Source organism: Micromonospora sp. NPDC007230 (assembly GCF_042869115.1).
Classification (GTDB): Bacteria; Actinomycetota; Actinomycetes; order Mycobacteriales; family Micromonosporaceae; genus Micromonospora.
Window position 1 is genome coordinate 26,713 of sequence record NZ_JBIAFE010000015.1, and the last position, 26,212, is coordinate 52,924.

The window sequence follows — 26,212 nt, forward strand, 5'->3', positions numbered from 1 at the left end:
GCAGCCTTGCGCCGGGGGTGTCCAGGGGGTCAGCGCAGCGCGCGCCAGAGCAGGTCGAGGCCGATCACCGTGCCGAACACCACGATGACGGTCTTCAGCACCACCGGCGGGAGCCGGCGGACCAGCCGCGCGCCCGCGTACCCGCCGACCACGGTGGCCGGCGCGACCACCGCGACCGCCGCCCAGTTGACCGGGCCGAAGAGCGCGAACACCACCAGCGTGGTCAGCCCCACCACGGCCGAGAGCAGGTTCTTGACGGCGGTGACCCGGGCCAGGGTGGCGTCCAGCACCAGGGCCAGGCCGGCCACCAGCATCACCCCGAGCGCCGCGCCGAAGTAGCCGCCGTACACCGAGCCGACCGCGACCATGGCCTGCACGGTGACGGTACGGCGGCGCGGGCTGAGGTCGGCCGGATGGCCGACCAGCCGGCGCAGCGGGTCCTGGAAGGCCAGGACGGCGGTCGCGCCCAGCACCAGGAACGGCACCACCAGCTCGAACGCCCGCGCCGGGGTGGCCAGCAGGAGCAGGCAGCCGACGCCCGTGCCGAGCACGGTGGTGGGCAGCAGGCGCCACAGTTGCGGCCCGCGCGGCAGGTCCATCCGGCTGCCGGCGACGCTGGCCACGTACCCGGGGAAGACCGACACCGAGTTGGTGACGTTCGCCGGCACCGGCGGCAGGCCGGTCGCGATCAGGGCCGGGAAGGTGATCAGGGAGCCGCCCCCGGCCACCGCGTTCACCGTGCCCGCGGCGAGACCGGCGGCGAGCAGGAGCGCGGCGTCGGAGAGGTCCATGGTTACCGGAGGCTAGCTGGTCGGGCGAGCTTCAGTGGCAGCCCACTCGCCCTCCCGACACGCCAGAGCAGGAGCGACCGGAGGGGTATACCGCTCGTATACTTTGGCGGTGGACACGACCATCAAGGTGGCTGCTGAGGTACGGGACCGGTTGGCCGTCCTGGCCCAGGAGCGCGGCGTCAGCATGCGCGACCTGTTGGCCGAGTTCGCCCGGACGACGCCGACCCGCGAGGAACTGCGTGAACGGGCGACCAGAGCCGAGGCGTACATCCGGGCCCGAATCGCGCCCGACCTGAGCGATGAGGATCTTGCCCGAGGCGAGAGTGTGTGGTCGGCGATCGAAGCCGGCGAGGCTCCCGAGAGCCTGGCCGAGCCTCGACCACGAGCCGCGTGACCATGAACGGAGTGGTTTTCGACCACACCGCGCTGCTCGCCTTCGGTGCGGGGCACCAGTTGCTCTCCGGTCTCGTTGTCCAGGCGCACCGGGAGCACGGAAGGCACCTGTTCGTACCCGCGCTCTGCCTGGCTGGCGCCGCCGCCCAGCGGCCAGCCCTTGGCGAGCACGTCGGAGCCCTACCGGTGCTGGACGTCGTGGAGCTGCGCTACTCCGGGGCTCTCGCGGTGGGTCGGCTGGTGAAGGAGGGCGTGGACTGGGAGCTGGCGCACGCCGTGGTGCTGGGGCGACCCGACCCGGAGTGGCCGCAGGGCCGCCCTGTGCTGACGGCGACGCCCAAGGCGTACGCCGGGTTGGGTGTTCTGACGATCGACGTGCGGTGACCGCACGGCCGGGAAATGGTGGCGGCGCGGGCGTCGTTAGGATGATGGACGCGACGGACGAGTCGACCGGGCGGTCGCGTCGACGGGCTTTGCGGCCCGTCGCCGAGGAACGTCCGGACTCCACAGGGCAGGGTGGTTGCTAACGGCAACCCGGGGTGACCCGCGGGACAGTGCCACAGAAAACAGACCGCCGGCCCCGAAACGGGACGGTAAGGGTGAAACGGTGGGGTAAGAGCCCACCAGCATCCCGGGTGACCGGGATGGCTCGGTAAACCCCACCCGGAGCAAGGCCAAGAAAGGATCCTCGCCGCGAGGCGACGGTCCGCGCAGACGCTTGAGGGCTGCCCGCCCGATGTCTGCGGGTAGGCCGCTGGAGCCTGCCGGCGACGGTAGGCCGAGATGGATGGCCGCCGCCGACGCGCCTTCGGGCCGCGTCGGTCACAGAATCCGGCGTACAGGTCGACTCGTCCGTCGCCCACCAGGTCAGAGCCGCGATCAAGGCTCTGACCTGGCTGTATGCTCAGGTGTCGATGGTTGTTGTTGGTCATTGTTGGTCGACATTTGACGGCCTGGTGACGGCCTGACGGCCTGGAAACGGCCTGATCTTGGCGCGAACGTCGCCCACGCTTCCCCGCTTCTGCTGCCATCCCGTCTGCCGCCGACCCACACACCGTGGAGCGGGCCAGGGCCAGGGTGACAAGGTGGAGCGCCCTACCGGACGAACGACCTTGGCACCCTGGCCCTGGTCTGCTCGGCTTGCCTGGGTCGGTGGTAGACGGGATGGCAGCTTCCCAACCACCCACTCACCGCAACCGTTCGGCAACTCCATCCTGGAGTCGTCTGGCCCCCGCCGGAGGCACAGCCCTAACCCCGCCCCTCCCTCACCTTCCACCCTCTCCCACCACCTCCACCCCTTCCCTCCCTGGGGCTCCAGCGGCCCCGTACGGGCCGTTCGGCAACTCCGTCCGCCCGTGGTGGCCTCCGGCTCTCCTGGTGCCTCTGGAGCGTCGAGAACGGGTGAGAGCGTGTCCGCCTGGCCCCGGTCACCCCGGGACTCGTCACCGGTCACCTCACTGACCCAGGCTGACGCGCGGGGCGGGGCGTGGGGTTCGGGCCGGTTGACTTTCCGCCCCGCCGCCGTAGGCGGGCGGGGCGGCGGCTCCGCAGGAGCCGGTTACCGCGCCCCGGCCCGCGCCGCGCGGAGCGCCTTGATCTAGTACAGGCCAATTCGGCAACAGATCACAGGAAGCGCTCCGAGTCGACCAAGCCGGCACGAACACAACCCCACCCCGGCCATCGCCGTCCGGTGCCGCCTCGGGATCGCTGTGGTTCATCCGCGCGTGACGCTGGCTGCCTCGTCCGCTCCGCTCGTGGCCGCCTGCCCACCCTTATCCTCGTCGGCCCCGCGGCTTCCTGCCGGCCTATCTGCTCGGGCTTCGCCTCTCTCGCCCTTCACGTCCTGGTCCTCATCAACCACACACGTCGACCCGGACATGTCCGCCGCACCACGGCGGTAGCTCGACGGACCAGACTCGCCAACCGCCGTCATCCCTCCGCAGCTCCCACCGCCACTGGTGATCAGAGCCCGCGAGTATGTTCGGGCCGTCCCACCACACGGCGCGTACCTGCTCGGCCACCGTCGCTCGGTCGTCGCCCTGGTGCTCGATAACACTCGGCCCCACGCTCTCAAGCTTCGATGGTGGACGGCGTGAACCGTTCATCTCGTCGCGGTAGTCGCTCCACTGCTGCCGCAGCTCGTCGTGACGGGGCGCAGCCAGCACCCGAGACAGGCCGATCTCCTCATCGGCGCTGAGCTTCAGGAGCCAGACCGTGGCCGCCGCCTCCGGCGTCGCCTCGCCCCGCTCGGCTTCCAACTGCTTCCGCACCGCCCACGACGCGGGCACAGCAACAAGGCCGGCGCAGACGATCGCCACGAGCGCCAGAAGCGCCCAGGGCCATCGCCGTGCCGGCCTACTCGCGTCTCGGACCCGGTGTGGTCGCCACCCCTGCGGTTCCTCCCCCATGGTCATCTCGCGACGATACGAGAGGTGTCAACCTCGGTAGAGGTCCCGGGCGGTTAACCAAAGAGTTCCAAGAGGGCTTGTGCCCGGCCCGCAACAATGCTGTTGCGGTGATCGCGGGCTTCCTTGTCAATGAAGTTTGCCTGCATTGTTGTCTGCCCCGGCCACTTCCGGTAAAGCAACCCCGGCTCACTGATGAAATAGCCATCGCTGAGGACATTGGCAGCAAGCAACAGGCCGGTATCTTCTGAGGCTGGAAGCGCCATCCAGCCACCCAGCGCCAGCAGTAGCCGGCGACGGATACACAACGTCGCAGGGTGAACGGGCAAGCGATACTCGTTGTTCATCCAGAAATCCACAACCTGACGCCGGGGAATCTGCCCCTCCGGCGGGTCCTGGTGTTCCCAAGAGAGAACCGAACCGTCCTGGAGTAGGTCCAATACGCGCGAGGTTGTCCAACCCACCTCAGGGCTTCGGGTAAGTCGGTCGATATCCCTGGATAGCGCGCCGGGCATCAGTTGGTCGTCCGCGTCCAGAACTTTGACAAATTCGCCATTAGCCCTGCCGAGCGCGACGGTGCGTGCCACGCCTGGTCCGCCCCGACGTCCTGACCCGAACTTGATCCTTGAGTCATCTGGCAGGCACAGCTCAATCTCTCCGTCTTGGCCGTCTTCTTGGACAAGCCACTCCCAGTCCCAGCCGGGCGGAAGATCCTGAGCAAGAAGGGACTTGTAGGCGTCCTGCAAGAACGAAGCCATGGGCGCGTAGACAGGCGTGATCACACTGACCGTACGGTTCATCACTTCTTATCCCATGGCTTGAGCTGGATGCCGTAGACGAGTTCGGTTCGATCGGCCGGGTAAACCGCGTCGGCTACCTCGACAACTCTGCCGTTCACGTCTGTTGAGACCTTCCGAATAGCTAACACCCAGTCGCCGGCTTCGGTCCGCAGAACCTCTACTTCATTGGGGGAAGGCGGTCGAGCGACTACGCGATCTGAAACGTGGTCAACTTCCACGCCGATGGTTGACAGTTGATGATGCGTGCCCCCCGGCCACGGCTCGTTTGAGTCGTCAAGCAAGGCAGGGTTCTGCGCCGCAACCTCGTGTACCAAATACGACACCGACATACTCAGCGGCGCATCTTCAGACTTCGCGCTGGTCCAGTACATCCGACGCAACAACTTCGTTCCTACCGGCACCGACAGGACGTTGGCGATGTCCTCATTTGCGTCGACCGTCGAATACTTTGCGTGGAACTGTAGTTGGTGCACTTCTAAGCCGGTGTCGTGTTCGGTCCCTCCGCTTTGGCGTCGAACCTCTTCCGGCTGATGAACGCGGTCCTTCTCCCACTGGTACCGCTCGATGTTGCGTCGGGTCACTCGGACCTTCCGTGCGCGGACGTACGTGCCGCGCCCCTGCTCGGCGCGAACCAGCCCCCACTCACGTAGCTGCCGCAGAGCGTTCCGAACGCTGGTGCGGGACATGCCCGTCTGAGCCGCCAACTCCGGCTCGCTGGGGAGCAGCGCACCTGCGGCCAGCTCTCCCCGGTCGATCTTTTCGCGCAGCTCCTCGGCTAGCTGGACGTATCGAGGTCGCCAGTCACGTTCGGTCACGCGGGTCACGGTACCCCCTGGCTGTTGTCATGTCTGCCATCTCAACATGTGAGCGGATCGATGAGGTTGTTGACTTGTCTGCCAAGTTCCCTCTACCGTTCTTGCATCGAACTTGGCAGACATGCCGACAAGTATTCCTCACCGAGGCGGTGGGGGCCAACAGCACCAGAGGTGCAAGGAGGTAGAGCGGTGGCTCTTCGTGGTGGTACTCGGTTCTCGGTTCCGTTCGAGGCGGTCTTCCCGCACGGCGCGGTGTTCGTGCCGGACTCGATCGCGGAGGCGCAGGACTTCAACGAGGCGACCAGGCAGCGGACGCCGGCCAAGGACAAGGTGACGGGTCAGCGGGTGTGGCAGTGCCGGGTGATGGACATGGACCCGGAGTTGGGCTCCCGGTCGCGTGAGGTCGCCATCAAGATCCTGGCCGACGTGCAGCCGGTTCCGCCGGTGGGTCCGTTCCAGCCGGTGGAGTTCGAGAACCTGACGGTGACGCCGTACGTGGGCAGCAACGGTCGGCTGGCGTTCTCGTACCGGGCGACCGCGTTGGTCGCGCCGAAGTCCCTGGCCGAGTCGCGCGGCAAGGCCGCCTGATGTCGGCCCCGTACCTGACGACGGGCGTGCACGTCGGCGGGAAGACGGAGCTGTCGTTTCGCTCGTACCCGGCGGATGACCGGGTGACGGTGCAGATCGGTTCGCTTGGCGCTGAGGTGACGGTGTTCCTGCCTCGGGCCGAGATCGACCGGTTGGCCGGTGTGCTGGCTGAGGCTCGCGAGTCCCTGTCGGTGCCGTCCGTGAAGGCGGCGGCCTGATCCCTGATGTGGCGCGGGGCGGTCCTGGCCCTAGGAAAGCTTGACCGCCCCGCTGCCCTCTCCAAAACCCTCACGGCCTGGAAGGGCAGGTTCATCATGCCAACATTCCTGGACTGGACGCGCGGCGGTGGTGCCGGCGATCCGGTTCCGTGCGTCATCTGCAACAAGCCGACGATCTGTCGTAGCCCAGCGGGGAAGCCGGTGCACAAGGTGTGCGCGGAGGCGTGGACGGAGCAGCACCGTTCGGACCGTAAGGCGGTGGCGTGATGGTGCGCGCTCCGCTGGTCAACTTCCGCCGCTTCCAGATCACCGCGCCGTGGCCGCTGGTCTGGACCGTCACCGGCCTGTTCCTGCTGTTCCGCTCGATCGTCGCGGCGGTCCGTCTGGCGGTGTTCGCGGTGCGGCACTGGCGGGCCTGGCCGGCCGTCGCCCTGGTCCTGCTCGCCGTCGACACCTACCGGTCCCACGGCTGGTGGCCTCACCTCCTGGTCATGGGCGTCCTCGCCGCTGCCGGCGGCGTGTGGTGGTGGCGGGCTCGGGAGTCCTTCCACCGCCTGGTCGTCCTGCGCGCCGTCTCGGTCTGGCGGCGGCTGTGGGTGTACCGGCGTCAGTGGCACGAGGTCATGTCGCTGTGCGGCCTGGTGAAGAAGTACGACGGCGGCGAGAAGCTGCCGGAGCTGCTGTCGGTGCGCTGCACCTACGCCACGGATGAGCTGGTGCTGCGGATGCCGAAGGGCCAGAACCCGGAGGTGTATCACAAGGCGGCGCGGGATCTGGCGTACTCGTTCGGCACCCGGCACTGCCGGGTCTTCTCCGGCCGCCCCGCCGCCCCGCACCGCACGGGTCGTCTCGCGTGGCTGCTGCGCCTGGTGGACCGGGTGCGGTTCCGGGACCGGCCCCGGCATGTGTGGCTGAGGTTCATCCGCCGTGACCCGCTGACCCGCATCGTCAAGCCGCTGCCGGTGCCGGCCCGCCCGGACTTCACCGCGTTGCCGCTGGGGCTGCGGGAAGACCTCGCCACCTACTGCCTTCGACTGCTGGCGACCCACGTCCTGATCGGTGGGGCGACCCGGATGGGCAAGGGGTCGGTGATCTGGTCCCTGCTCCGTTCCCTGGCGGCGGGTATCCGGTCGGGGCTGGTGCGGGTGTGGGCGATCGACCCGAAGGGCGGCATGGAGCTGTCCATCGGTCGGGCGCTGTTCTCCCGCTACGTCGATGACGACTGGCACCGCATGGCGGACATGCTCGACCAGGCCGTGACCCGGATGCGGACCCGTCAGCGGGCGCTGCGGGGCAAGGTCCGGGTGCACACGCCGACTGTGGATGAGCCGCTGATTGTCATCGTCATTGACGAGGTCGCCGCCCTGCTCGCGTTCCTGCCCGACAGCGACGTGCGCCAGCGGATCACTCAGGCGCTGGGGCTGCTGCTGACCCAGGGTGCCGGCCTCGGCGTCCTGGTCGTGGCCGCCACCCAGGACCCCCGCAAAGAGGTCGTGTCGGTCCGCGACTTCTTCCCGACCCGCATCGCTCTCGGCCTGGTCGAGAAAGGCCACGTGGATCTGATCCTTGGTGACGGTGCCCGCGACCGGGGCGCACTGGCCGACCAGATCCCCCGCTCGGCCCCCGGCGTCGGCTACGTGCTGCTCGACGGTCAGCCCGAACCCGCCCGGGTCCGGTTCTCCTTCATCCCTGACGACGTGATCCGGGACATGGCCGCGACCTTCCCCGCCCCGCCGGAGGCACAGCCCGAACCGGTCGACACCCCGGCCCCGGTCAAGCCGGCCCCGACCAACGGCAACGGGCGGCACACCTACCGGCCGACCCCGCCGAAGCAGGCCGCGCCGCTGCTGCCCCCGTCCCTGCTCAACGCCCTGGACCTCAACGGCACCACCAACGGGAGTGACCCGCGATGACCGACAACGAGATGCCCGAGAGCACTCCGGTTCGGATGCCCTACGCCGACGAGCCTGACGAGCAGACCCCGGAACCGCGCCGGTTCTACCGGCTGCGCGCCCCGCACGTCGACAAGGCGTCGGTGCCGGTCACGGTCCGGGTCACCCCGGACGCCGACCTCTACGTCGCCGTCGGGTCCGGCCGCCGCCGCATGTACCTGACCCCGGCTGAGGCGTGGGCGCTGTGGCGCTGCCTGTCGGAAGCCGTGGCGTCGACCGGCGAGCCGCCGGAGTGGATCCGCGTGCACATCACCCCCACCCACCGCTGACCTTCCCCGCCCTGTCTGGAGCCCGTGATGCGTACCCGTCGTCTCAACCGCCGGCCGATCCGCCGGACCTGCCTCGACCTCGCCCACACCGACCCCGACCAGCACTGCCCCTACTGCGGCCCCGACACCCAGGCGGCCGACATCATCGCCGCCGCCCTGCGGCAGCACGCCGAGATCGCCGCCGAAGACGCCGAAGCGTGGGGGTGGGCCGCATGAGCACCTATCAGCTCTGGTCCTGGCTGCTCATGATCGTGGGCGTCACTGGCCTGTGGCTGGCCGGCAAGCGGTCCTGGACCGGCTGGGCCGTTGGTCTCGCCGCCCAGGTGCTGTGGCTGGCCTACTCGATCAGCACCGGTCAGTGGGGGTTCCTCGTCTCCTGCTTCGTCTACGGCGCGGTCTACCTGCGCAACCTTCGCGCCTGGCTCCACCCCGCCCCGTCCGCGTCGGCTGACCCGGAGGTGACCAAGTGCGCCGCCTCCTGAACCCGGACCGGGCCGAAGCCGCCGCCCTGGTCCTGATCCTCCTGGCGGTGGGTGGCATGGCCGGTGCGGCGTCGTTCACCCACGTCAAGGACTGGACGATGATCCACGCCCCGGCCGGCACGCACGAGTGGTTCGGCTGGTCCAACGCGATCATCTCGGAACTGACCCCGGCCGCCGCCCTGCTCGTCATCCGCCGTCGCCGTCGCCGTGACCCGCACGCCTCGGTGTTCTACCCGCTGGCGATCCTCATCGCCGCCGTCGCGCTCTCGCTGTCCGCGCAGATCGCCGTAGCGAACGACAGCTTCTCGTCCCGGCTGCTGTCGTCGGTGCCAGCGCTGGCGTTCCTCGCCCTGTCGAAGCTCATCCTCACCGGCAACCCGGCCACTCCTCCTCAGTCCGACCCCGACCCGGTCGACGAGCCCGCCGACCTGGATGCCGTCGAGCTGCCCACCGATCCCGCCCCGGTCTACGTCCCGCCCACCCCGGACCCAATCACCCCGCCGGCCCCCGTCCCGGTGGCTGCTCCGGTCCGCTCCGCGCTCGTCTCGTCCGTCGTCCACACCCCTCGCAACGGTCAGGTCTTCGCCTCGGAGGTGACCCGATGACCCGCTCCCAGCTTGCCCGCCGCACCCACACACAGAACCGCACCAGCATCCTGACCCGCCGCATCGTCGGCACCCCCGCCGAGGTCGCCGCCACGGTGGCTGTCCTGCGGGACTCGGGCCGGCTGACGTTCATGGACCGGCCCCAGCAGCACCCGGACGGCAACCGCGTCACCGTCACGGTCCGGTTCCTCGACTCGCCTCGGCCCGCTCCGGCCCCGGTGCGTCGGCTGCGCCGTGGCCGCGTCATCGCCGCCGCCACGATCCCCACGGTCGGTGTCCTGGCCGGGGTCGGCTACCTCGCCGTCCAGGTCACCCACGCAGTTCAGACCGCGTTGCCGCTCATCGCTGGCGTGGTCCTGGTCCTCGTCGTCCTCGCCCTCCTGCTCGGGCGCCGCAAGACGAAGTGCGCCGGGCTGCACTGCTCGGGCTGCCAGCACTGACCGCCATGACCGCCGCTCGGCCCACCTACTGCGCGAGATGCCGTAGGTGGGCCACGGCCCTCATCGAAGCCGGACACCCCGGCACCGGCCGCTACCGCGCCGAGACCGCCTGCCCACGCCACGAACCGGCCGCCCGGCGCTGGGCCGCCCACGCCGGTCCGACCCGCTCCACCCCGATCGGCCCCACTCAACCCGTCCTGTTCGAGCTCCCGGAGGTGACCCGTTGACCGCCCCGACCCTGCCCGGCCTCACCCCCGACACCCCGACCCCCGACCCGGCAACCATCCCGGCCGCCGTCGCGCCGCCGCCGGGCTCCCGTGCCGCCCGCCTCGCCCTACCCATGTCGCGCCAGGTGCTCACCGAGATGGCCGCCGAGTACGGCGTCTGCCTGCACCCGGTCACCCTGCGCCGCACCGACCTACACACCGGGCAGACCGAAGTGGTGGACCTGCCCTGCGGCACCACCCGGGAAGACAAGTGCGAGCCGTGCGCCAAGCGTGCCCGCCGGCTACGGCAAACCCAGATCCGCGAGGGATGGCACCGCACCGACGAACCGATCCCCGGCCCGGACCCGGCCACCGACGCGCAACGCGAACTAGTCATGCTGCGCGCTCACCTGGAGTTCGCCCGCGACGACGCCGCCCGCAACAGCGAACACGACCAGGTGGCCGACATCGACACCGCGATCCGCGAGGTAGAGGAAGCCCTCACCGCCGAAGGTCTACGCGGTGCGGTCGCCCCCTCCCACGACCAGGACGACAACCACAGCCGGCGCAAGCGGTCAACCCGCCGCCGCCAGGACGCACCCGACCTCCCGAGGAAGAAGGTGGAACCGCGGACTGTCGGCCGGGTCTACACCGCCCCGGACGGCACCCAACACCGGCCCTCCATGTGGCTGTCCCTCACCCTCGACACCTACGGGCGCGTCCTCCCCGACGGCACCCCCGTCAATCCCGACAGCTACGACTACCGGCGCGCCGCGTGGGACGCCGTGCACTTCGCCCGACTCCTTGATCGGTTCTGGCAGAACCTCCGGCGATGCGTCGGCTGGAACGTCCAATACGCCGGCTGTGTCGAGCCACAACGACGACTCGCCCCGCACGCCCACTTCGCCATCCGGGGCACCATCCCCCGCACCGTGCTGCGGCAGGTCGCCGCCGCCACCTACCACCAAGTCTGGTGGCCCCCGGCTGACGAGCTGGTGTACTCCCTCGACCGGCTCCCCGTCTGGGACGGCGACCAGGGACAGTGGGTCGACCCCGACACCCGTGAGCCGCTGACTTCCTGGGCTGACGCCCTGGACCTCATCGACACCGACCCCGACGCGCAACCCGCCCACGTCGTCCGGTTCGGCACCCAGGTCCACGCGGAGGGCGTCACCCCGGGCACGGTCCACGCCAACCGCACGATCGGCTACATCACGAAGTACATCACCAAGAGCGCCGCCGACTGCCACAAGCCGACCACCGACCGGCAACGGGACCACCTGGACCGGCTGTGGCAGGAACTCCGGGTCACGCCCTGCAACGAACGGTGCGCCAACTGGCTGCTCTACGGCGTCCAACCGAAGAAGGCACACGGCAGGCTCCAAGCCGGGCGCTGCAAGGGCAAGGTCCACCAACGGGCCACCCTCGGCATCGGCGGCCGACGCATCCTCGTCTCCCGCGACTGGTCCGGCAAGACCCTCGCCGACCACCGCGCCGACGCTCGCGCCTGGGTCCGTCGACTCCTGGGCGTCTCGACCGGCGCTGATGATGCTGAGCCCGTCGACCAGGACGACGCCCCCGTCTACGCGTGGGAGATGGCGCGGCCCGAAGATCCCGACATCCCACCTCTGCAACACCGACTACTCAAGGCGCTGTCACAACGTGCCCAGTGGAAGGCGGCTCTCCTTGCTGCTCGATCGTCTGCCGGCTCGGGGGAGGCTTCGCATGGATGATCGCCTCTGGTCGGTTGATGACGTGGCGGCGTATCTGCGGGTGCCCGTGGAGACCCTCTACCGTTGGCGCAAGGTCAAGTACGGTCCGCCGGCTGCCCGGGTCGGCCGGCATCTGCGCTACGACCCGGCCGACGTGCGCGGGTGGTTTAAGACCCAGGCGGCGGCGTAGCCATGGCCCACGTCGAAGACCGCTGGTACAGCACGATCAAGCACCCAAGCGGGCGCACCGAGCGCGTGAAGTCGGAACTGTTCGGCAAAGGAATGCGCTACCGCGTCCGCTACATCGCCCCGGACGGTCGGGAGCGCAGCAAGTCCTTTCCCGACCGGGCCAAGCGCGAGGCCGACGCGTTCCTCGTCTCGGTCGAGTCGGACAAACTGCGGGGCACCTACATCGACCCAGACGCCGGGAGGATCACGTTCCGTGAGTACGCGGAGGAATGGCTCCGCACCCGGTCGTTCGATGAGTCGACGCGCGAGTCAACGGAGTTCCGGGTTCGCAAGCACCTGATGCCCTACTTTGGTGATCGGCAACTCAAGGCGATCAAGCCGGGCAACGTGCGCGAGTGGGACCGGAGCATGGTCGGCAAGCTCGCCCCCGCGACCCGGGCCGTCGTCTTTGCTCACCTCCGGACGATCCTCACCGCCGCTGTCGATGACGAGAAGATCGCGAAAAACCCCTGCTCGGCAAGCTCGGTGACCCCACCCAAACCGGTGCAGCGCCGGGTAGTGCCGTGGAAGGTCACGACGGTTGCCGCCATCCGGGAATCCCTGTCCCGCCGTTACCGTCCCGCCGTCGACCTGGGCGGAGGCTGTGGCATGCGACAGGGAGAGATCTTCGGCCTCGGTGTCGATGACCTTGACCTTGATGGCGGCTGGGTGCACGTCACCCGTCAGGTCAAGCTCGTCCGCTCGCGGCTGGTCTTCGGCCTGCCCAAGAATGACCGGGACCGTCGTGTCCCGCTCCCGGCGAGCGTGGCTGAATCCCTGCGCGCCCACCTCGACTGGTGTGAGCCTGTAAAGATCACCCTTCCGTGGGAAGACCCATTCAGCGATGAGCAGGTCACCGTGCCCCTGGTGCTGACGACTCCGCGCAAGGGTGCGATCAACCGGTCGACGTTCGACGCGAAGGCATGGCGGCCGGCGCTGACCGCCGCAGGCATCGTCTCGACCAGGGCGACGGGCATGCACGCCTTGCGCCACTTCTACGCCTCGGCGCTGCTCGACGCGGGGGAGAGCATCAAGGCGCTCGCGGAGTACCTCGGCCACGCCGACCCCGGGTTCACACTGCGGGTCTACACCCATCTGATGCCGACCAGCGAAGACCGCACCCGCCGGGCGATTGATGATCTGTTCCGGGGGCCTGACGGCCTGGCGACGGCCTGATCATGCTTCCGGTGGAAGTTTCCGCAGCATAACGCGGGTGCGCGTAGCAGAATCCGGCGTACAGGTCGACTCGTCCGTCGCCCTCCGGCTGGCCGGCACGGCCCTGGGGCTGCTCAGTCGTGCTCCGGTAGGCCGTTGATCCGGTGCGCCGCGGCGTGCAGCACCTCCGCCACCAGTCGGCGCACATGACCGCCCCGGGCCCGGTAGAGCGCCCGGCGGCCCTCCCGCCGCACGCTGACCAGCCCCGCCAACCGGAGCTTGCCGAGGTGCTGCGACACCGCCGGCCGGGCCAGCCCCACCGCCGCCACCAGCGCGGTCACGTCGTGCTCGCCCTCGCTGAGCAGGTGCATCAGCCGCAGCCTGGTGCCGTCGGCCAGCATCCGCAGCATCTCCGTCGCCGCCGCCACGTCCGGCCCGCCAGGTAGGCGCTGTTGCAGGTCACTGGCAGGTGCAACATTGTCGCGTGCGTACATGAGCACATATTATCGCCGGCGTCAGGGGTACGGACCGTCCGTGCGACCGGGCGAACTGGGGGAGCGGTGACGGACCACGGCCACGGCCATGACCACTCGCGCGACCACGGCCGGCACGAGCGCGACCATGATCACCACCACGGCGGGCGCACCGCCTGGTGGCACCGGCTGACCCACGCCGCCGTCCCCCACTCCCACGACTCCCGGGCGAAGGTCGACCCCGCCCTGGAGTCCTCCCGGCAGGGCCTACGCGCCCTGTGGCTCTCGCTGGTCGGACTCGGGATCACGGCGCTCGCCCAGGCGGTCATCGTGGTGCTGTCCGGCTCGGTGGCGCTGCTCGGCGACACCCTGCACAACGTCGCCGACGCCCTGACCGCCGTGCCGCTGGGGATCGCCTTCCTCGTCGGCCGGCGTGCCGCCACCCGCGCCTACACCTACGGGTACGGCCGGGCCGAGGACCTCGCCGGCATCATCATCGTCGCGGTCATCGCCGCCTCCGCCGTCGCCGCGGCCGGGACCGCCGTCGTCCGGCTGCTGCACCCCGCCGAGGTGACCCACCTGCCCTGGGTCGCCGCCGCCGGCCTCGTCGGCTTCCTCGGCAACGAGCTGGTCGCCCAGTACCGCATCCGGGTCGGCCGGCGCATCGGCTCCGCCGCCCTCGTCGCCGACGGGCTGCACGCCCGCACCGACGGGTACACCTCGCTGGCCGTGCTCGCCGCGGCCGGCGGTGCGGCCCTCGGCTGGCGCTGGGCCGATCCCGTCGTCGGCGTGGTCATCGCCGTCGCCATCACCTTCGTCCTCAGGGACGCCGCCCGCGAGGTCTACCGGCGCCTGATGGACGCCGTCGATCCCGACCTCGTCGACCAGGCCGAGTCCGCGCTGCGGGCCGTCGACGGCGTGCAGGACGTGGCCGCCGTGCGACTGCGCTGGATCGGCCACCGGCTGCACGCCGAGGCGGAGCTGGTGGTCGACGCGAAGCTCAGCCTCCTCGCCGCGCACGAGATCGCGGCCGACGCCGAACACCAGCTCACCCACGCCGTGCCCCGGCTGGCCACCGCCACCGTCCATACCGACCCGGACAGTCATCCCGGGGGGCACCATCACACCGCGCTGTCGCACCGCCGGCGTGCGCCCTCCCGATGAGTGCCCGGTAGCTGCCCCGATCGCCGTCACCGGCCCTGTCTGGGCAGCTCACGCCCCTGCGTATGCCGCCGGCGCGCCGACATCGGGGCAAGCTCGGACGGGCGGAAGTTGCCGGAATGCAACTACGATCCTGAGGTGGTTCGCGCCGAGCACCTGAGGGACGAGCAGCGGTTGCACCGCATCGAGGCGGTGACCGATGCCACGCTCTCTCGTCTCGACGTCGCCGACCTCTTCGACGAGATGCTCGACCGGGTCCGCGACCTGCTGCAGGTCGACACGGCGGCGATCCTCCTGCTCGACGTACGCGCCCAGCAGTTGGTCGCCACCGCGGCCAAGGGGCTGGAGGAGGAGGTGCGCCAACGGTTCCGGGTCTCGGTCGGGCGTGGCTTCGCCGGCCGGATCGCCTACACCCGGCAGCCGGTGATCATCGAGCAGGTCACCCCGGACAAGGTGGTCAACCCGATCCTGCTGGACACCGGTGTCCGGTCCCTGCTGGGCGTACCGATCATCGCGCGAGGTGACCTCGTCGGCGTCCTGCACGTCGGCACCCTCACGCCGCGCCGGTTCACCGCCGACGACGTCCGCCTGCTGGAACTCGTGGCCGACCGGCTCAGCCTGGCCAGCCGGGCCCGCGCGAACACGCTGGACCAGGCCGCCGCGCTGGCGCTGCAGCGCAGCCTGATCCCCACCGAACTGCCCGAGGTGCCCGGTATCGAGATGGCCGCCCGGTACGTGCCGGGTCACGCCTCCGGCGTCGGCGGCGACTGGTACGACGTCTTCACCCTCCCGTCCGGCTGGACGGGTGTGGTGGTCGGCGACGTGTCGGGTCACGGGCTGCAGTCGGCCGTGGTGATGGGCCGGGTCCGCAGTGCCCTGCGCGCGTACGCGCTGGTCTGCGACGATCCGGCCGAGGCGCTGACGCTGCTCGACCGGAAGGTGGTCCACTTCGAGGCCGGCAGCCTGACCACCGCGCTGTACGCGATGATCTCCCCGGACGGCACCACCGTGCGTGTCGCCCTGGCCGGGCACCCCCGCCCGGTGCTGGCCGTCCCCGGCCAACCGAACGACATGCTCTCCGCCCGCGTCGACCCACCGCTCGGCACCGGCCGCCGGCCGCCCGCGCGGCACACCACCACGATCGACTTTCCGCCCGGCGCGGTCCTGGTCTCCTACACCGACGGCCTCGTCGAACGCCGCGGCGAACTGCTCGACGTCGGCATCGCCCGGCTGATGGCCGCCGTGTCGCCGGCGTCCGTCGAGACGGTCTGCGCCACCGTCATGGCGATGCTCGACACCGAGCACCCGGTTGACGACATCGCCCTGCTGGCCATCCGCCGCCTGCCCGACTAGACCGCCGCGGTGGGGAGGGCGGCTGTGCCGGGTTGGTGGACGGTTCGGCGTGGTCGCGGATCCGGTGCCGGCCGGGCCCACACCCGGCCGGGCCGGCGTCCATCCACTTTGGCGCCCCTGGTGCACTCGCACCCTATGTAGAAATCCGATACAGTGCCGACCATGCGGATGACGATTCCGGTGGCTAAGGTGCTCGCCGCACTCCTCGCCGACCCGGCGGCCCCCCGCTACGGCCTCGACCTGATGAAGCTCACCGGCCTGCCCAGCGGCACCCTCTATCCCGTCCTGCACCGGCTCCAGGCGGCCGGCTGGCTCGCCGCCGACTGGGAGGAGGTCGATCCGGTCGCGGCCGGTCGACCCGCGCGCCGCTACTACCTGCTCACCCCCGAGGGCGTACGCGCCGCCCGCCAGGCGCTCGCCGAGCTGCGGGCCCTCGCCCCGGACGGCCGGGCGTGGGGTGGCGTCGAGCCGACGGGAGCCCCGGCGTGGTGAGCCGGCGGCTGGCCGAGTTCCTGCTGCGGTCGGCGGTGCGCCGCTGGCCGGCGGAACTCCACGACGAACTGTCCCGGGAGTGGCAGGCCGAGCTGCACGTGCTGGCCGAGCACGGCCAGCGGTGGCGGATGCTGCGCTTCGCCGCCAGCCTGGCCGCCAGCCGGGCCGGCACGCCGGTGGTCGACCGGACCCGGTTCGACTCTCGGGCCCGCCGGACGGCCGCCACCCTGCTGCTGGCCCCGTCGGCCTGCCTGGCGATCGTGATGATCGCGGTGGTCGGGTCCGGGGCGCTGGTCGGCTCGCTCTTCGGGGTGGTGGACGCGAACCTGTCGCAGGTGCCCGTGTTGAGCGCCCTCACCGCCGGGCTCGCGGTGCTGCTGGCCCGTCGGGTCGGCCGGGGCGCCGCGCGTACCGCCCTGCGTGGACCGCTGCGTCGGGCGCTCGGCGTGATGCTGCCCCTGGGCCTCACCGTCGTCGCCGTCGAGTACGCGCTGAACACCACCACCGACGACCTGGTCCGTACCGCACCCGGTCTGGTGGTGTGGCTGGCCGGCCTGGCGCTGGTGCTCTGGGGGGCCGGGACGCTCGCCGGGCGGGGACGGGTCCGGGCCGCCTGGTGGCTGGGGGTGCTCGCCGCGCTGGTGGTCGCCGACGCGGCGGTGGTGCTCTCCGTGGTCAACCACATCCCCGGCGGTCCGGGGACGGTCGTCGACGGGGTGGCGCAGTACGACAGCGTCAACCGGGTCTCCGCGCCGCTGTGGCTCTTCACCTGCTGGACCGACTGGTCCTTCGGGCTGCCCCGCCCGACGCAATGGGAGATCTTCCTGATCGGTGACCTGGTCGAGCTGCAACCCTTCCTCTACCTGGCCGGTACCCCGTACGCGCTGGCGTACGTCGTCGGCGCGGCCCGGCCGGCCGACCCGGTGGCCGTGCCGGCGCCGGTGTCGTCGCCCGCCTGAGCGGACCCGGCCGGGTCGCTCCCTGCGCCTAACGGACCACGAGCGTGACCGAATCCTGGCTGAGCAGGAGTGGAATCGTGTGCGACTTCGCCCGTTCCGTCCCGCGACGGCCGGAGCACGTCTACTGTGGAGGTCATCAGGACTATTTGCGGCGTTCCGGTGGCGGCCGGGCACTTCGCGGTGCACAGTGATCGCATGAGCGACGACGGAAGTGGTGGGCACTACTACTGGTGCACGCGACACCACCGGGTCGAGACCGATGCCGACGTGTGCCCCGCGAAGCACGTTCTCGGACCGTACGCCTCAGCCGCCGACGCGGAGAACGCCCTGCAGACGGTGCGGGAGCGGAACGAAGCGTGGGACGCCGAGGACGCCCGTTGGGCCGGGGAGGGCAGCTAGACGGCGCGGGACGGCCCGCGTCGAGGTGATCCGTGCTCCGCGAGGGCGAGAGCACGTCCCCAAGGAGGGAACCGAGATGGCCGAAGCACAGCAGGCCACCACCCGCCCGGCCGCCAGACGTACGAGCGCGAAGAAGACCACCGCAGCCAGGCGTACCGTGGGCACGGCCACGGCCAGGACGGCGACGGTCACCAAGGCGTCCGCCAACGCCTCGGGTGCGGGCGCCGGCCGGGTGCCGGCGAAGAAGGCGGTCGCGAAGAAGGCGGCCGCCAGGAAGGCCGTGTCGGCGGCGCGGAAGGCACCCGCGAAGAAGGCGCCGGCCACCAGGACCACCGCCAAGAAGGCGCCCGCGAAGAAGGCCACCACGGCGAAGAAGACGGTGGCCGCGAAGAAGGCCACCGCGGCGAAGCGGGCTCCGGCGAAGAAGGCGCCCGCGAAGAAGGCACCGGCGAAGAAGGCCGTGGCGGCGAAGCGGGCGCCGGCGAAGAAGACCACGGCCGCGAAGAAGACCACGGCCCGCAAGGTCACCGCGACCACGGCCCGGAAGGCCGGCGCCGCGCCGAAGAAGACGGCGGCCGCCAAGAAGGCCACCGTGGCGAAGAAGGCTCCGGCGAAGAAGACCACCGCCACCCGTCCCGCGGCCCGCAAGACCGCGGCGAAGAAGGCGCCCGCGAAGAAGGCCACCACGGCGAAGAAAACCGCGGCGGCCAAGAAGGCACCGGCCAAGAAGACCACGGCCGCCCGGAAGACCACCGCCCGCAAGGCGCCCGCGCGGAAGGCCACCGCCTGACGTCGCGGCGCCGCCGGTCTCCGGCAACTCCAGTGCGGCTGGCGGCCACAACTCGGCCGCCGCGCCGCCAGGCGGCGCTCCGGACCGGATGAGGGCCGGTCTGGCGCCGTGCCGGCACCTGAAGCCGTCGCCGGCGCCTCGGTCGGTGGGCGGATCACCCGCCGCACTGTCAGGATTGACCACGTGGTGATCCGACGCGTACTCGCGCCCCGCATCGACTTCGGCGCGCTGCGCCGTGAGCTGGGACTGCCCGAGGGCTTCCCGGCCGCGGCGCAGCGCGAGGCCGACGAGGCGGCCGCTGCGCCGCTGCCCGCCGTCGCCGACCGGACCGACGTCCCGTTCGTCACGGTCGACCCGGCGGCCTCGCGCGACCTCGACCAGGCGATGCACCTCGCCCGCCGCCCCGGTGGCGGTTTCCGGGTCCGGTACGCCATCGCCGACGTGGCCACCCACGTACGCCCCGGTGGCGCGCTGGAGGCGGAGACCTGGCGCCGCGGGCAGACCGTCTACCTGCCCGACGGCAACGTGCCGCTGCACCCGCACACCCTCAGCGAGGGGGCGGCGAGCCTGCTGCCCGACGCCGACCGGGCGGCGGTGCTCTGGACCCTCGACCTCGACGCCGACGGCGCCACGGTCGGCGTGGTGGTGGAACGCGCCCGGGTCCGCAGCCGGGCCAAGCTCGACTACGTCGGCGTGCAGCTCGCCGCCGACGCCGGCCGGCTGCCCGAGCCGATCGCCCTGCTGCCCGAGATCGGTGCCCTGCTCACCGCCCGTGGGCTGCGCCGGGGCGCGGTCAACCTGCCCCTGCCCGAGCAGGACGTCGAGCCGGACGGCGACGGCTGGCGGCTGGTGCTGCGCGGGCCAGGCCTGATGGAGGACCACAACGCGCAGATCTCGCTGCTGACCGGGATGGCCGCCGCCGACATCATGCTCGCCGGCCGGATCGGACTGCTGCGGACGATGCCCGCGCCGAAGCCGGAGGCGGTCGACCGGCTGCGGCTGGCCGCCGGCCCGCTGGGCGTCCGCTGGCCGGCGGGGATGTCGGTGGGCGAGGTGCTCGCCGGACTGGACGCCTCCCAGCCCCGGGCGGCCGCCTTCATCGACCAGGCGGCCGAGCTGATGCGCGGGGCCGCGTACACCGCCTTCGACGGGGAGTTGCCCGAGCAGCCGGCGCACGGCGGGGTGGCCGCCGCGTACGCCCACGTCACGGCGCCGCTGCGCCGGCTCGCCGACCGGTACGCGACCGAGGTCTGCCTGGCCCTGCACGAGGGCCGGGAGGTGCCCGACTGGGCCCGCGCCGCGCTGCCGAAGCTGCCCGAGGTGATGGCGACCACCGACCGGATGGCGTCGACGGCCACCCGGGGCGCGATCGAGCTGGCCGAGGCGGTGCTGCTGGAGCACCGGGTGGGGGAGACCTTCGAAGCGGCGGTGCTGGACGTGGACGAGCCCCGGCCGGCCACCGACCCGCCCCGGCAGGCCGGCAACGGCCGGCCCGGTCGACCGCCCGGCGGCACGGTGGCGCTGGACGAGCCGCCGGTCCGCGCCCGCTGCGTCGGCCAACTGCCGCTCGGCGAGCGCGTCGCGGTCCGCCTGGTCAGCGCCGACCCCACCCACCGCAAGGTCCTCTTCGAACGCGCCTGACCCACCGGCCGGGCCAGCGGGGATTGTCACAGCCGCGTACGGTGCTGCCCGGTGGCACGGTTTGCGAGGATGATCGCATGGCTTACGACGCGAGCACGCTGCCCGATGTCTCCGGGCTGACCGTCGGCATCATTGGTGGCACCGGCGACCAGGGGCGGGGTCTCGCCTACCGGTTAGCCCGGGCCGGGCAGACTGTCCTGATCGGGTCCCGCTCCGCCGACCGGGCGGCGCAGGCCGCCGCCGAGATCGCCGCCCTGCCCGGCGTACCGGCCAACGGCGTGGTGTCCGGCGCGGACAACGACGAGGTGGCCCGCCGCAGCGACGTGGTGATCATCGCGGTGCCGTGGGACGGGCACGCCGCCATCGTCGCCGCTCTGGCCGGTGCCCTCGTCGGCAAGATCGTGATCGACTGTGTCAACCCGCTCGGCTTCGACAAGCAGGGCCCGTACGCCCTCGCCGTCGAGGAGGGCAGCGCCGTGCAGCAGGCCGCCCGGCTGCTGCCCGAGTCCCGGGTCTGCGCCGCGTTCAACCACGTCAGCGCGCCGCTGCTGGCCGACCCGGAGATCGACCGGATCGACCTGGACGTGCTGATCTGCACCGAGGACCGGGAGCTGGTCGGCGTGGTCGCCGCGCTCGCCGCCCGGATCCCCGGCATGCGGGGCGTCTACGCCGGTCGGCTGCGCAACGCCCACCAGATCGAGGCGTTCACCGCGAACCTGATCGCGATCAACAAGCGCTACAAGGCGCACGCCGGCATCCGGGTCACCGACCTCTGAACCGCAGCCGCCGTACCGGCCAGTGCGGGCGGTGCGGCCCTCAAGCCGCACCGCCCGACCTGCTCAGAAGGTGTGCTCGGCGGCGGGGAACTGCCCGTCGCGTACCTCGTCGGCGTACCGCCGGGTGGCGTCGGTCAGCGCGCCGGCCAGGTCGGCGTAGCGCTTGACGAAACGCGGCGCCTTTCCGGTACGCAGCCCGGCCATGTCCTGCCAGACCAGCACCTGTGCGTCGGTGTCCGGGCCGGCACCGATGCCCACGGTCGGGATCCGCAGCTCGGCGGTGATCCGCTTGGCCACCTCACCCGGCACCATCTCCAGCACCACCGCGAACGCGCCCGCCTCGGCGACCGCCCGGGCGTCGGCGATCACCTCCTCGGCGGTGTCGCCGCGGCCCTGCACCCGGTAGCCGCCCAGCGTGTGCTCGCTCTGCGGGGTGAAGCCGATATGCGCCATCACCGGGATGCCGGCGCCGACGATCGCCTCGATCTGCGCGGCGCAGCGCCGGCCGCCCTCCAGCTTCACCGCGTGGCAGCCGCCCTCCTTCATGAACCGCACCGCGGTCCGCAGCGCCTGCGTCGGCCCCTCCTCGTAGGAGCCGAAGGGCAGGTCGCCGACGATGAGCGAGTGCTTCGTCGCCCGGACCACCGCCCGGACCAGGGGCAGCAGCTCCTCGGCGGTCACCGGCAGGGTGGTCTCGTAGCCGAAGACGTTGTTCGCCGCCGAGTCGCCGACCAGCAGCACCGGAATCCCCGCCTGGTCGAAGATCGAGGCGGTGTACTGGTCGTACGAGGTGAGCATCGCCCACCGCTCGCCGCGCTCCTTGGCGGCGATCAGATCGCGGGTACGGACCCGCCGGGTGGCCGGCCCGCCGTAGAGGGCGGTCACCTCGGCCGGGGTGGACTCCACCATGACTCTCTCCTTCCTCGAGGCCGCGTTCGCGGTCCCCGGGCTCTGCCGCGATCGTCGCACCGGACGACCGGGCGGCGGCAGGGCGGAGTGGAGGATGTCACTTCCCGACCCCGCGTACCGGGCAGGCTCAGCCCGGCGGGCGGGAAGCCGGCAGCCCGGCGGGCGGAGCCGCTCAGCCGTGCTCGCGCCAGCGGTTCGTGATCGGCAGCCGGCGGTCCCGCCCGAACGCCTTGTGCGAGATCTTCGTGCCGGGCGCCGACTGCCGGCGCTTGTACTCGGCGGTATCCACCATCCGCAGCACCTTGTCCACCACCGCGGCAGTGTGGCCCGACGCGATCAGCCCGTCCCGGCCCAGGTCGCCGTCGACGTAGCCGATCAGGATCGGGTCGAGCACGTCGTAGTCGGGCAGGGTGTCGCTGTCCAGTTGGCCGGGGCTCAGCTCGGCCGACGGGGGCTTGCCGATCGAGCTCTCCGGGATCGGCGGGGTCTCGCCGCGGCGCTCGGCGTCCGCGTTGCGCCACCTCGCCAGCCGCCAGATCAGCGTCTTCCAGACGTCCTTGACCGGGTTGTAGCCGCCCACCGAGTCGCCGTAGAGGGTGGAGTAGCCGACCGCCAGCTCGCTCTTGTTGCCGGTGGTGAGGACCAGATGGCCCTCCTGGTTCGACAGCGCCATGAGGATCACCCCGCGGACCCGGGCCTGGAGGTTCTCCACGGCCACCCCGGAGAGCGACATGTTGGCCAGGAAGGCGTCCACCATGGGCTGGATCGGCTCGATCCGGTAGTCCAGGCCGGTCCGCTTGGCCAGGTCCTCCGCGTCCGCCCGGGAGTGCTCGGAGGAGTGCTGGCTGGGCAGCGAGACGCCGACCACCCGGTCCGGCCCGAGCGCGTCCACCGCGATGGCGGCCGACACCGCCGAGTCGATCCCGCCGGAGAGACCCAGCACCACCGACGGGAACCGGTTCTTGTTGACGTAGTCGCGCATGCCCAGCACCAGCGCCTGCCACACCTCGGCCTCGTCGGCGACCGGCTCGATGATCCCGCCGGTCGCGATCTCACCGGTGGCGGCCGGCGGGAGGCTGTCGCTGACCTTGGTGCGGACCACCCGCATTCCGCCGAGCTCCTGCTCGCCGTCAACCTGCTCCAACGCCTGTGGCAGATCCACGTCGTGCACCAGCAGGTGCTCGACGAACTGCGGCGCCCGGGCGAGCAGCGTGCCGTCCGCGCCGACGATCATCGAGTCGCCGTCGTAGACCAGCTCGTCCTGGCCGCCGACCATGTTCACGTACGCGACGGTGGCGCCGGCCTCGGCGGCCCGGCGGCGGACCAGCGGCAGCCGGACGTCGTCCTTGTTCAGCTCGTACGGCGAGCCGTTGATGTTGACCACCAGCCCGACGCCGGCCTGCCGGGCCACCGCGAACGGGCCACCGGCCTGCCAGAGGTCCTCGCAGATGGTCAGCCCGACGTCCACCCCGCCGATCCGGACCACCTCAAGCGTGTTGCCCGGGACGAAGTACCGGTCCTCGTCGAAGACGCCGTAGTTGGGCAGGTGGTGCTTGAAGTAGGTGGCCACGACCGCGCCCCGGTGCAGCAGCGCGGAGGCGTTGCGGGCGCCCCGGCCCGGCTGGGCGTCGCCGCTGACCTGGGGCGGGCCGTCCGCGTCGAGGTAGCCGACCACGACCGGCAGGTCGCCGAGCCCGTCAGCGGCCAGGTCGGCGGCGAGCTGCCGCAGCGCGGCCTGGGAAGCGGCGACGAAGGAGCGGCGGAAGACGAGGTCCTCGACCGGGTAGCCGGTCAGCATCAGCTCCGGGAAGAGCGTGAGCTGGGCGCCGGCGTCGGCGGCCTTGCGGGTCCAGGCGCGGATCAGGTCGGCGTTGCCGGCGAGGTCGCCGACGGTCGGATTGACCTGACACAGGGCGAGACGCAAGGTGGGCATGTCCCTCATCTTGCCCCAGCGGGGCGGGCCCAACCCGGCCGGACGCCGGAGACGCCGGCCACGCTCCCACCCCCGACGACGGCGGCGGGACACGGCGGGACAGCCCCGGGGTGGTCGCGTAACGTCGGCGTAACCAGGCCGGTGGAGACTGGGCGGTCAGGGTCGGGCCGGCCGGACCGGCGCCGGACGTACGTGTCACGAGGGGTGGAAGTGGACCGTCAGCAGGAGTTCGTCCTCCGTACGCTGGAAGAGCGGGACATCCGGTTCGTCCGGCTGTGGTTCACCGACGTGCTCGGCACGCTCAAGAGCGTGTCGGTGGCCCCGGCGGAGCTGGAGGCGGCCTTCGACGAAGGCATCGGGTTCGACGGCTCGGCCATCGAGGGCTTCGCCCGGGTCTTCGAGTCCGACATGGTCGCCATGCCCGACCCGACCACCTTCCAGGTCTTCCCCTTCGAGGGCGGGGTGAGCGGCGAGAGCGCCCGGATGTTCTGCGACATCCTGCTCCCCGACGGCAGCCCGTCCTGGGCCGACCCGCGGCACGTGCTGCGCCGGGCGCTCTCCCGGGCGGCCGAGAAGGGCTTCACCTTCTACACCCACCCGGAGATCGAGTTCTTCCTGCTCGAGGACGGCGCCAACGACGGCTCGGTGCCGACTCCGGTGGACACCGGCGGCTACTTCGAGCACACCACCCACGCGGTGGCCCGGGACTTCCGCCGGCAGGCCGTGCTGGCGCTGGAGCGGATCGGCATCTCGGTGGAGTTCAGCCACCACGAGGTGGCCCCCGGCCAGCAGGAGATCGACCTGCGCTACGCCGACGCGCTGACCACCGCCGACAACATCATGACCTTCCGGCACGTGGTGAAGGAGGTGGCGCTCTCCACCGGCGTGCAGGCCAGCTTCATGCCGAAGCCGTTCACCGACCAGCCGGGCAGCGGCATGCACACCCACCTGTCGCTGTTCGAGGGGGAGCGCAACGCGTTCCACGACGCCGGCGACCCGATGAAGCTCTCCAAGGTGGCCAAGTCGTTCATCGCCGGGCTGCTCACCCACGCCCGGGAATACACCGCGGTCACCAACCAGTGGGTCAACTCCTACAAGCGGCTGTTCCCGCTGGCGCTGCCGGACCGGATCACCGAGAGCCCGGCGTACGTCTGCTGGGGCCACCTGAACCGGTCCGCGCTGGTCCGGGTGCCCGCGTACGGCAAGCCGAATTCGGCCCGGGTGGAGGTGCGCTCGCTGGACTCGGCGGCCAACCCGTACCTGGCGTTCGCGGTGATGCTCGGCGCCGGTCTCAAGGGGATCGAGGAGGGCTACGAGCTGCCCCCGGGCGCGGAGGACGACGTCTGGTCGCTGAGCAGCGCCGAGCGCCGCGCCATGGGCTACGAGGCGCTGCCGGAGAACCTCGCCGAGGCGATCGACGTGATGGCCGGTTCGGAGCTGGTCGCCGAGGTGCTCGGCGAGCACGTCTTCGACTTCTTCCTGCGCAACAAGCGGGCCGAGTGGGAGCAGTACCGCCGCGAGGTCACCCCGTACGAGCGCCAGCGCTACCTGTCGCTCTGAGGTAATGCGCGGGATTGGCGATGTGGCGGCATCCCCGGACCGGGATGCCGCCACATCGGCGAGGTGCAGTCGATCAGCGTGACGGGTCTTAGCGGCCGTTACCCCAGCCGCCGCGGTGGCCGCCGCCGCCCGGGCCCGGGAAGACACCGGCCTCGACCGCCTTCAGCACCGCGTCGGCCTGCTCCTGGGTGAGCTTGCCGTCCTTGACGGCCTGGTCCAGCCGCTCCTTCAGCTGCGCCTGCCGCTCCTGCTGCCACGCCTGCCGGTCCTCGGTCGACGGCCGCTCCGGGCGGTCGCCCTGGTGCTGCTCGCGGATCTTCTCCAGCGCCGCGGTGACCTTGTCGGTCGACACGCCGAGCTCCTTGGCGAGGGCGTCGGCGAACTCGGCCTGCCGGTCGGCCCGCTGCTGCTTGCGGTCGGTGCCCTGATCGGCGTTGGCGCTGGCGCTCGGGCTCGGGCTCTTGTCGTCGGCGAGCGCCACCGTGGGGGCGGCGATCCCGACGCCGAGCACCCCGGCGGCGGCCAGGCCGGCCAGTACGTGCTTCCTCGACATCTTGCGGATCATGCGGTTCTCCAGTTCGGTGGTGGTGCGTTGACGTGACCGACAGTGACGGGCGGAGCTGGGGGGAACCCGTGGTGAGCCTGTCAACGCGCTGAAAATCCGGTTTCGAAGTGCGGGCAAACCGGTTGCGAGGGGCACGGCAAGG

Annotated in this window: 30 protein-coding genes and 1 other RNA gene; 23 read left to right on the top strand and 8 right to left on the bottom strand. The window is 71.3% G+C overall.

Features of this window, described 5'->3' with window-relative positions:
* Positions 1-29: 29 nt before the first annotated feature.
* Positions 30-791, bottom strand: a complete 762-nt coding sequence (locus ACFYML_RS21390; protein ID WP_387422314.1) for a sulfite exporter TauE/SafE family protein — start codon at positions 789-791, stop codon at positions 30-32.
* 109 nt (positions 792-900) lie between these two features.
* Here ACFYML_RS21390 and ACFYML_RS21395 point away from each other — a divergent pair, with 109 nt between their 5' ends.
* The 3 genes from ACFYML_RS21395 to rnpB all read left to right on the top strand — a co-directional run bounded on the left by ACFYML_RS21395 (position 901) and on the right by rnpB (position 2,039).
* A complete protein-coding gene (locus tag ACFYML_RS21395; protein WP_357434927.1) occupies positions 901-1,185 on the top strand; it encodes a hypothetical protein in 285 nt (94 codons plus the stop codon).
* A complete protein-coding gene (locus ACFYML_RS21400) occupies positions 1,182-1,568 on the top strand; it encodes a hypothetical protein (RefSeq protein ID WP_387422315.1) in 387 nt (128 codons plus the stop codon). The genes ACFYML_RS21395 and ACFYML_RS21400 overlap by 4 nt, the downstream gene beginning before the upstream one ends.
* Positions 1,569-1,626: 58 nt before the next feature.
* Positions 1,627-2,039, top strand: an RNA gene (gene rnpB, locus ACFYML_RS21405) — RNase P RNA component class A.
* A 998-nt stretch (positions 2,040-3,037) separates the two neighbouring features.
* On the opposite strand, the gene ACFYML_RS21410 is transcribed toward rnpB, so the two are convergent.
* From ACFYML_RS21410 to ACFYML_RS21420, 3 genes are all read right to left on the bottom strand, one after another.
* Complete coding sequence (locus ACFYML_RS21410) at positions 3,038-3,472, bottom strand: hypothetical protein (protein ID WP_387422316.1); 435 nt, start codon at positions 3,470-3,472, stop codon at positions 3,038-3,040.
* A 173-nt stretch (positions 3,473-3,645) separates the two neighbouring features.
* Entirely contained in the window at positions 3,646-4,389 is a 744-nt protein-coding gene (locus tag ACFYML_RS21415) for a glycosyltransferase family 2 protein (RefSeq protein ID WP_387422317.1), read from the bottom strand.
* Positions 4,389-5,204, bottom strand: a complete 816-nt coding sequence (locus tag ACFYML_RS21420) for a GntR family transcriptional regulator (protein ID WP_387422318.1) — start codon at positions 5,202-5,204, stop codon at positions 4,389-4,391. Before ACFYML_RS21420 ends, ACFYML_RS21415 begins: the two co-directional genes overlap by 1 nt.
* Before the next feature lie 189 nt (positions 5,205-5,393).
* On the opposite strand from ACFYML_RS21420, the gene ACFYML_RS21425 reads away from it, so the two are divergent.
* The 11 genes from ACFYML_RS21425 (at position 5,394) to ACFYML_RS21475 (ending at position 13,080) form a co-directional block, all read left to right on the top strand.
* Positions 5,394-5,792 carry a transcriptional regulator gene (locus ACFYML_RS21425; protein ID WP_387422319.1) on the top strand — a complete coding sequence of 133 codons (399 nt, stop codon included), beginning with the start codon at positions 5,394-5,396 and terminating at the stop codon, positions 5,790-5,792.
* Between the two features lie 83 nt (positions 5,793-5,875).
* Positions 5,876-6,010 (top strand): hypothetical protein, encoded by a 135-nt coding sequence (locus ACFYML_RS21430; protein WP_387422320.1) that lies wholly within the window; start codon positions 5,876-5,878, stop codon positions 6,008-6,010.
* Between the two features lie 266 nt (positions 6,011-6,276).
* A complete protein-coding gene (locus tag ACFYML_RS21435) occupies positions 6,277-7,923 on the top strand; it encodes an FtsK/SpoIIIE domain-containing protein (protein ID WP_387422321.1) in 1,647 nt (548 codons plus the stop codon).
* Positions 7,920-8,231 carry a spread protein gene (locus ACFYML_RS21440; RefSeq protein WP_387422322.1) on the top strand — a complete coding sequence of 104 codons (312 nt, stop codon included), beginning with the start codon at positions 7,920-7,922 and terminating at the stop codon, positions 8,229-8,231. The genes ACFYML_RS21435 and ACFYML_RS21440 overlap by 4 nt, the downstream gene beginning before the upstream one ends.
* Before the next feature lie 27 nt (positions 8,232-8,258).
* Complete coding sequence (locus tag ACFYML_RS21445; RefSeq protein ID WP_387422324.1) at positions 8,259-8,447, top strand: hypothetical protein; 189 nt, start codon at positions 8,259-8,261, stop codon at positions 8,445-8,447.
* The gene (locus tag ACFYML_RS21450; RefSeq protein ID WP_387422325.1) at positions 8,444-8,713 is read left to right on the top strand and encodes a hypothetical protein; all 270 of its coding nucleotides are present in this window, start codon (positions 8,444-8,446) and stop codon (positions 8,711-8,713) included. Before ACFYML_RS21445 ends, ACFYML_RS21450 begins: the two co-directional genes overlap by 4 nt.
* Positions 8,698-9,318 carry a hypothetical protein gene (locus ACFYML_RS21455; protein ID WP_387422326.1) on the top strand — a complete coding sequence of 207 codons (621 nt, stop codon included), beginning with the start codon at positions 8,698-8,700 and terminating at the stop codon, positions 9,316-9,318. The genes ACFYML_RS21450 and ACFYML_RS21455 overlap by 16 nt, the downstream gene beginning before the upstream one ends.
* The gene (locus ACFYML_RS21460; protein WP_387422327.1) at positions 9,315-9,758 is read left to right on the top strand and encodes a hypothetical protein; all 444 of its coding nucleotides are present in this window, start codon (positions 9,315-9,317) and stop codon (positions 9,756-9,758) included. The genes ACFYML_RS21455 and ACFYML_RS21460 overlap by 4 nt, the downstream gene beginning before the upstream one ends.
* Before the next feature lie 223 nt (positions 9,759-9,981).
* On the top strand, positions 9,982-11,697 hold the full coding sequence (locus tag ACFYML_RS21465; RefSeq protein ID WP_387422328.1) for a replication initiator: 1,716 nt from the start codon (positions 9,982-9,984) through the stop codon (positions 11,695-11,697).
* Complete coding sequence (locus tag ACFYML_RS21470) at positions 11,690-11,866, top strand: helix-turn-helix transcriptional regulator (RefSeq protein ID WP_387422329.1); 177 nt, start codon at positions 11,690-11,692, stop codon at positions 11,864-11,866. The genes ACFYML_RS21465 and ACFYML_RS21470 overlap by 8 nt, the downstream gene beginning before the upstream one ends.
* Positions 11,867-11,868: 2 nt before the next feature.
* Complete coding sequence (locus ACFYML_RS21475; RefSeq protein WP_387422330.1) at positions 11,869-13,080, top strand: tyrosine-type recombinase/integrase; 1,212 nt, start codon at positions 11,869-11,871, stop codon at positions 13,078-13,080.
* A gap of 113 nt (positions 13,081-13,193) precedes the next feature.
* Here the strand turns inward: ACFYML_RS21475 and ACFYML_RS21480 are convergent, their stop codons facing one another.
* Positions 13,194-13,553: an ArsR/SmtB family transcription factor gene (locus ACFYML_RS21480; protein WP_387422331.1), complete on the bottom strand. Its 360-nt coding sequence runs from the start codon at positions 13,551-13,553 to the stop codon at positions 13,194-13,196.
* 66 nt (positions 13,554-13,619) lie between these two features.
* Here ACFYML_RS21480 and ACFYML_RS21485 point away from each other — a divergent pair, with 66 nt between their 5' ends.
* From ACFYML_RS21485 to npdG, 8 genes are all read left to right on the top strand, one after another.
* The gene (locus ACFYML_RS21485) at positions 13,620-14,696 is read left to right on the top strand and encodes a cation diffusion facilitator family transporter (protein WP_387422332.1); all 1,077 of its coding nucleotides are present in this window, start codon (positions 13,620-13,622) and stop codon (positions 14,694-14,696) included.
* A 135-nt stretch (positions 14,697-14,831) separates the two neighbouring features.
* Positions 14,832-16,046, top strand: a complete 1,215-nt coding sequence (locus tag ACFYML_RS21490) for a PP2C family protein-serine/threonine phosphatase (protein ID WP_387422333.1) — start codon at positions 14,832-14,834, stop codon at positions 16,044-16,046.
* A 162-nt stretch (positions 16,047-16,208) separates the two neighbouring features.
* Entirely contained in the window at positions 16,209-16,538 is a 330-nt protein-coding gene (locus ACFYML_RS21495; protein WP_387422334.1) for a PadR family transcriptional regulator, read from the top strand.
* The gene (locus tag ACFYML_RS21500; RefSeq protein WP_387422335.1) at positions 16,532-17,497 is read left to right on the top strand and encodes a hypothetical protein; all 966 of its coding nucleotides are present in this window, start codon (positions 16,532-16,534) and stop codon (positions 17,495-17,497) included. The genes ACFYML_RS21495 and ACFYML_RS21500 overlap by 7 nt, the downstream gene beginning before the upstream one ends.
* Positions 17,498-17,692: 195 nt before the next feature.
* The gene (locus tag ACFYML_RS21505; RefSeq protein ID WP_073833768.1) at positions 17,693-17,896 is read left to right on the top strand and encodes a hypothetical protein; all 204 of its coding nucleotides are present in this window, start codon (positions 17,693-17,695) and stop codon (positions 17,894-17,896) included.
* A 76-nt stretch (positions 17,897-17,972) separates the two neighbouring features.
* Entirely contained in the window at positions 17,973-18,686 is a 714-nt protein-coding gene (locus ACFYML_RS21510) for a histone (protein WP_387422336.1), read from the top strand.
* Between the two features lie 183 nt (positions 18,687-18,869).
* The gene (locus tag ACFYML_RS21515; protein WP_387422337.1) at positions 18,870-20,327 is read left to right on the top strand and encodes an RNB domain-containing ribonuclease; all 1,458 of its coding nucleotides are present in this window, start codon (positions 18,870-18,872) and stop codon (positions 20,325-20,327) included.
* Positions 20,328-20,404: 77 nt separating this feature from the next.
* Positions 20,405-21,103, top strand: a complete 699-nt coding sequence (gene npdG, locus ACFYML_RS21520; RefSeq protein WP_387422338.1) for an NADPH-dependent F420 reductase — start codon at positions 20,405-20,407, stop codon at positions 21,101-21,103.
* Between the two features lie 63 nt (positions 21,104-21,166).
* Here the strand turns inward: npdG and panB are convergent, their stop codons facing one another.
* Together panB and ACFYML_RS21530 are read right to left on the bottom strand one after the other, a co-directional pair.
* On the bottom strand, positions 21,167-22,012 hold the full coding sequence (gene panB / locus ACFYML_RS21525) for a 3-methyl-2-oxobutanoate hydroxymethyltransferase (RefSeq protein WP_073833697.1): 846 nt from the start codon (positions 22,010-22,012) through the stop codon (positions 21,167-21,169).
* A gap of 172 nt (positions 22,013-22,184) precedes the next feature.
* A complete protein-coding gene (locus ACFYML_RS21530; RefSeq protein ID WP_387422339.1) occupies positions 22,185-23,945 on the bottom strand; it encodes an NAD+ synthase in 1,761 nt (586 codons plus the stop codon).
* Between the two features lie 210 nt (positions 23,946-24,155).
* Here ACFYML_RS21530 and glnA point away from each other — a divergent pair, with 210 nt between their 5' ends.
* A complete protein-coding gene (gene glnA / locus ACFYML_RS21535; RefSeq protein WP_387422340.1) occupies positions 24,156-25,505 on the top strand; it encodes a type I glutamate--ammonia ligase in 1,350 nt (449 codons plus the stop codon).
* 88 nt (positions 25,506-25,593) lie between these two features.
* On the opposite strand, the gene ACFYML_RS21540 is transcribed toward glnA, so the two are convergent.
* Complete coding sequence (locus tag ACFYML_RS21540; protein WP_357434940.1) at positions 25,594-26,070, bottom strand: hypothetical protein; 477 nt, start codon at positions 26,068-26,070, stop codon at positions 25,594-25,596.
* Between the last annotated feature and the right edge of the window lie 142 nt (positions 26,071-26,212).

What these genes read in the sequence shown, in the direction of transcription:
- ACFYML_RS21390 (WP_387422314.1), bottom strand. Translation starts at nt 791, where the DNA reads ATGGACCTCTCCGACGCCGCGCTCCTGCTCGCCGCCGGTCTCGCCGCG.
- ACFYML_RS21415 (WP_387422317.1), bottom strand. Translation starts at nt 4,389, where the DNA reads ATGAACCGTACGGTCAGTGTGATCACGCCTGTCTACGCGCCCATGGCT.
- ACFYML_RS21435 (WP_387422321.1), top strand. Translation starts at nt 6,277, where the DNA reads ATGGTGCGCGCTCCGCTGGTCAACTTCCGCCGCTTCCAGATCACCGCG.
- ACFYML_RS21440 (WP_387422322.1), top strand. Translation starts at nt 7,920, where the DNA reads ATGACCGACAACGAGATGCCCGAGAGCACTCCGGTTCGGATGCCCTAC.
- ACFYML_RS21445 (WP_387422324.1), top strand. Translation starts at nt 8,259, where the DNA reads ATGCGTACCCGTCGTCTCAACCGCCGGCCGATCCGCCGGACCTGCCTC.
- ACFYML_RS21450 (WP_387422325.1), top strand. Translation starts at nt 8,444, where the DNA reads ATGAGCACCTATCAGCTCTGGTCCTGGCTGCTCATGATCGTGGGCGTC.
- ACFYML_RS21460 (WP_387422327.1), top strand. Translation starts at nt 9,315, where the DNA reads ATGACCCGCTCCCAGCTTGCCCGCCGCACCCACACACAGAACCGCACC.
- ACFYML_RS21470 (WP_387422329.1), top strand. Translation starts at nt 11,690, where the DNA reads ATGGATGATCGCCTCTGGTCGGTTGATGACGTGGCGGCGTATCTGCGG.
- ACFYML_RS21475 (WP_387422330.1), top strand. Translation starts at nt 11,869, where the DNA reads ATGGCCCACGTCGAAGACCGCTGGTACAGCACGATCAAGCACCCAAGC.
- ACFYML_RS21480 (WP_387422331.1), bottom strand. Translation starts at nt 13,553, where the DNA reads ATGTACGCACGCGACAATGTTGCACCTGCCAGTGACCTGCAACAGCGC.
- ACFYML_RS21495 (WP_387422334.1), top strand. Translation starts at nt 16,209, where the DNA reads ATGCGGATGACGATTCCGGTGGCTAAGGTGCTCGCCGCACTCCTCGCC.
- ACFYML_RS21505 (WP_073833768.1), top strand. Translation starts at nt 17,693, where the DNA reads ATGAGCGACGACGGAAGTGGTGGGCACTACTACTGGTGCACGCGACAC.
- ACFYML_RS21510 (WP_387422336.1), top strand. Translation starts at nt 17,973, where the DNA reads ATGGCCGAAGCACAGCAGGCCACCACCCGCCCGGCCGCCAGACGTACG.
- npdG (WP_387422338.1), top strand. Translation starts at nt 20,405, where the DNA reads ATGGCTTACGACGCGAGCACGCTGCCCGATGTCTCCGGGCTGACCGTC.
- panB (WP_073833697.1), bottom strand. Translation starts at nt 22,012, where the DNA reads ATGGTGGAGTCCACCCCGGCCGAGGTGACCGCCCTCTACGGCGGGCCG.
- ACFYML_RS21530 (WP_387422339.1), bottom strand. Translation starts at nt 23,945, where the DNA reads ATGCCCACCTTGCGTCTCGCCCTGTGTCAGGTCAATCCGACCGTCGGC.
- ACFYML_RS21540 (WP_357434940.1), bottom strand. Translation starts at nt 26,070, where the DNA reads ATGATCCGCAAGATGTCGAGGAAGCACGTACTGGCCGGCCTGGCCGCC.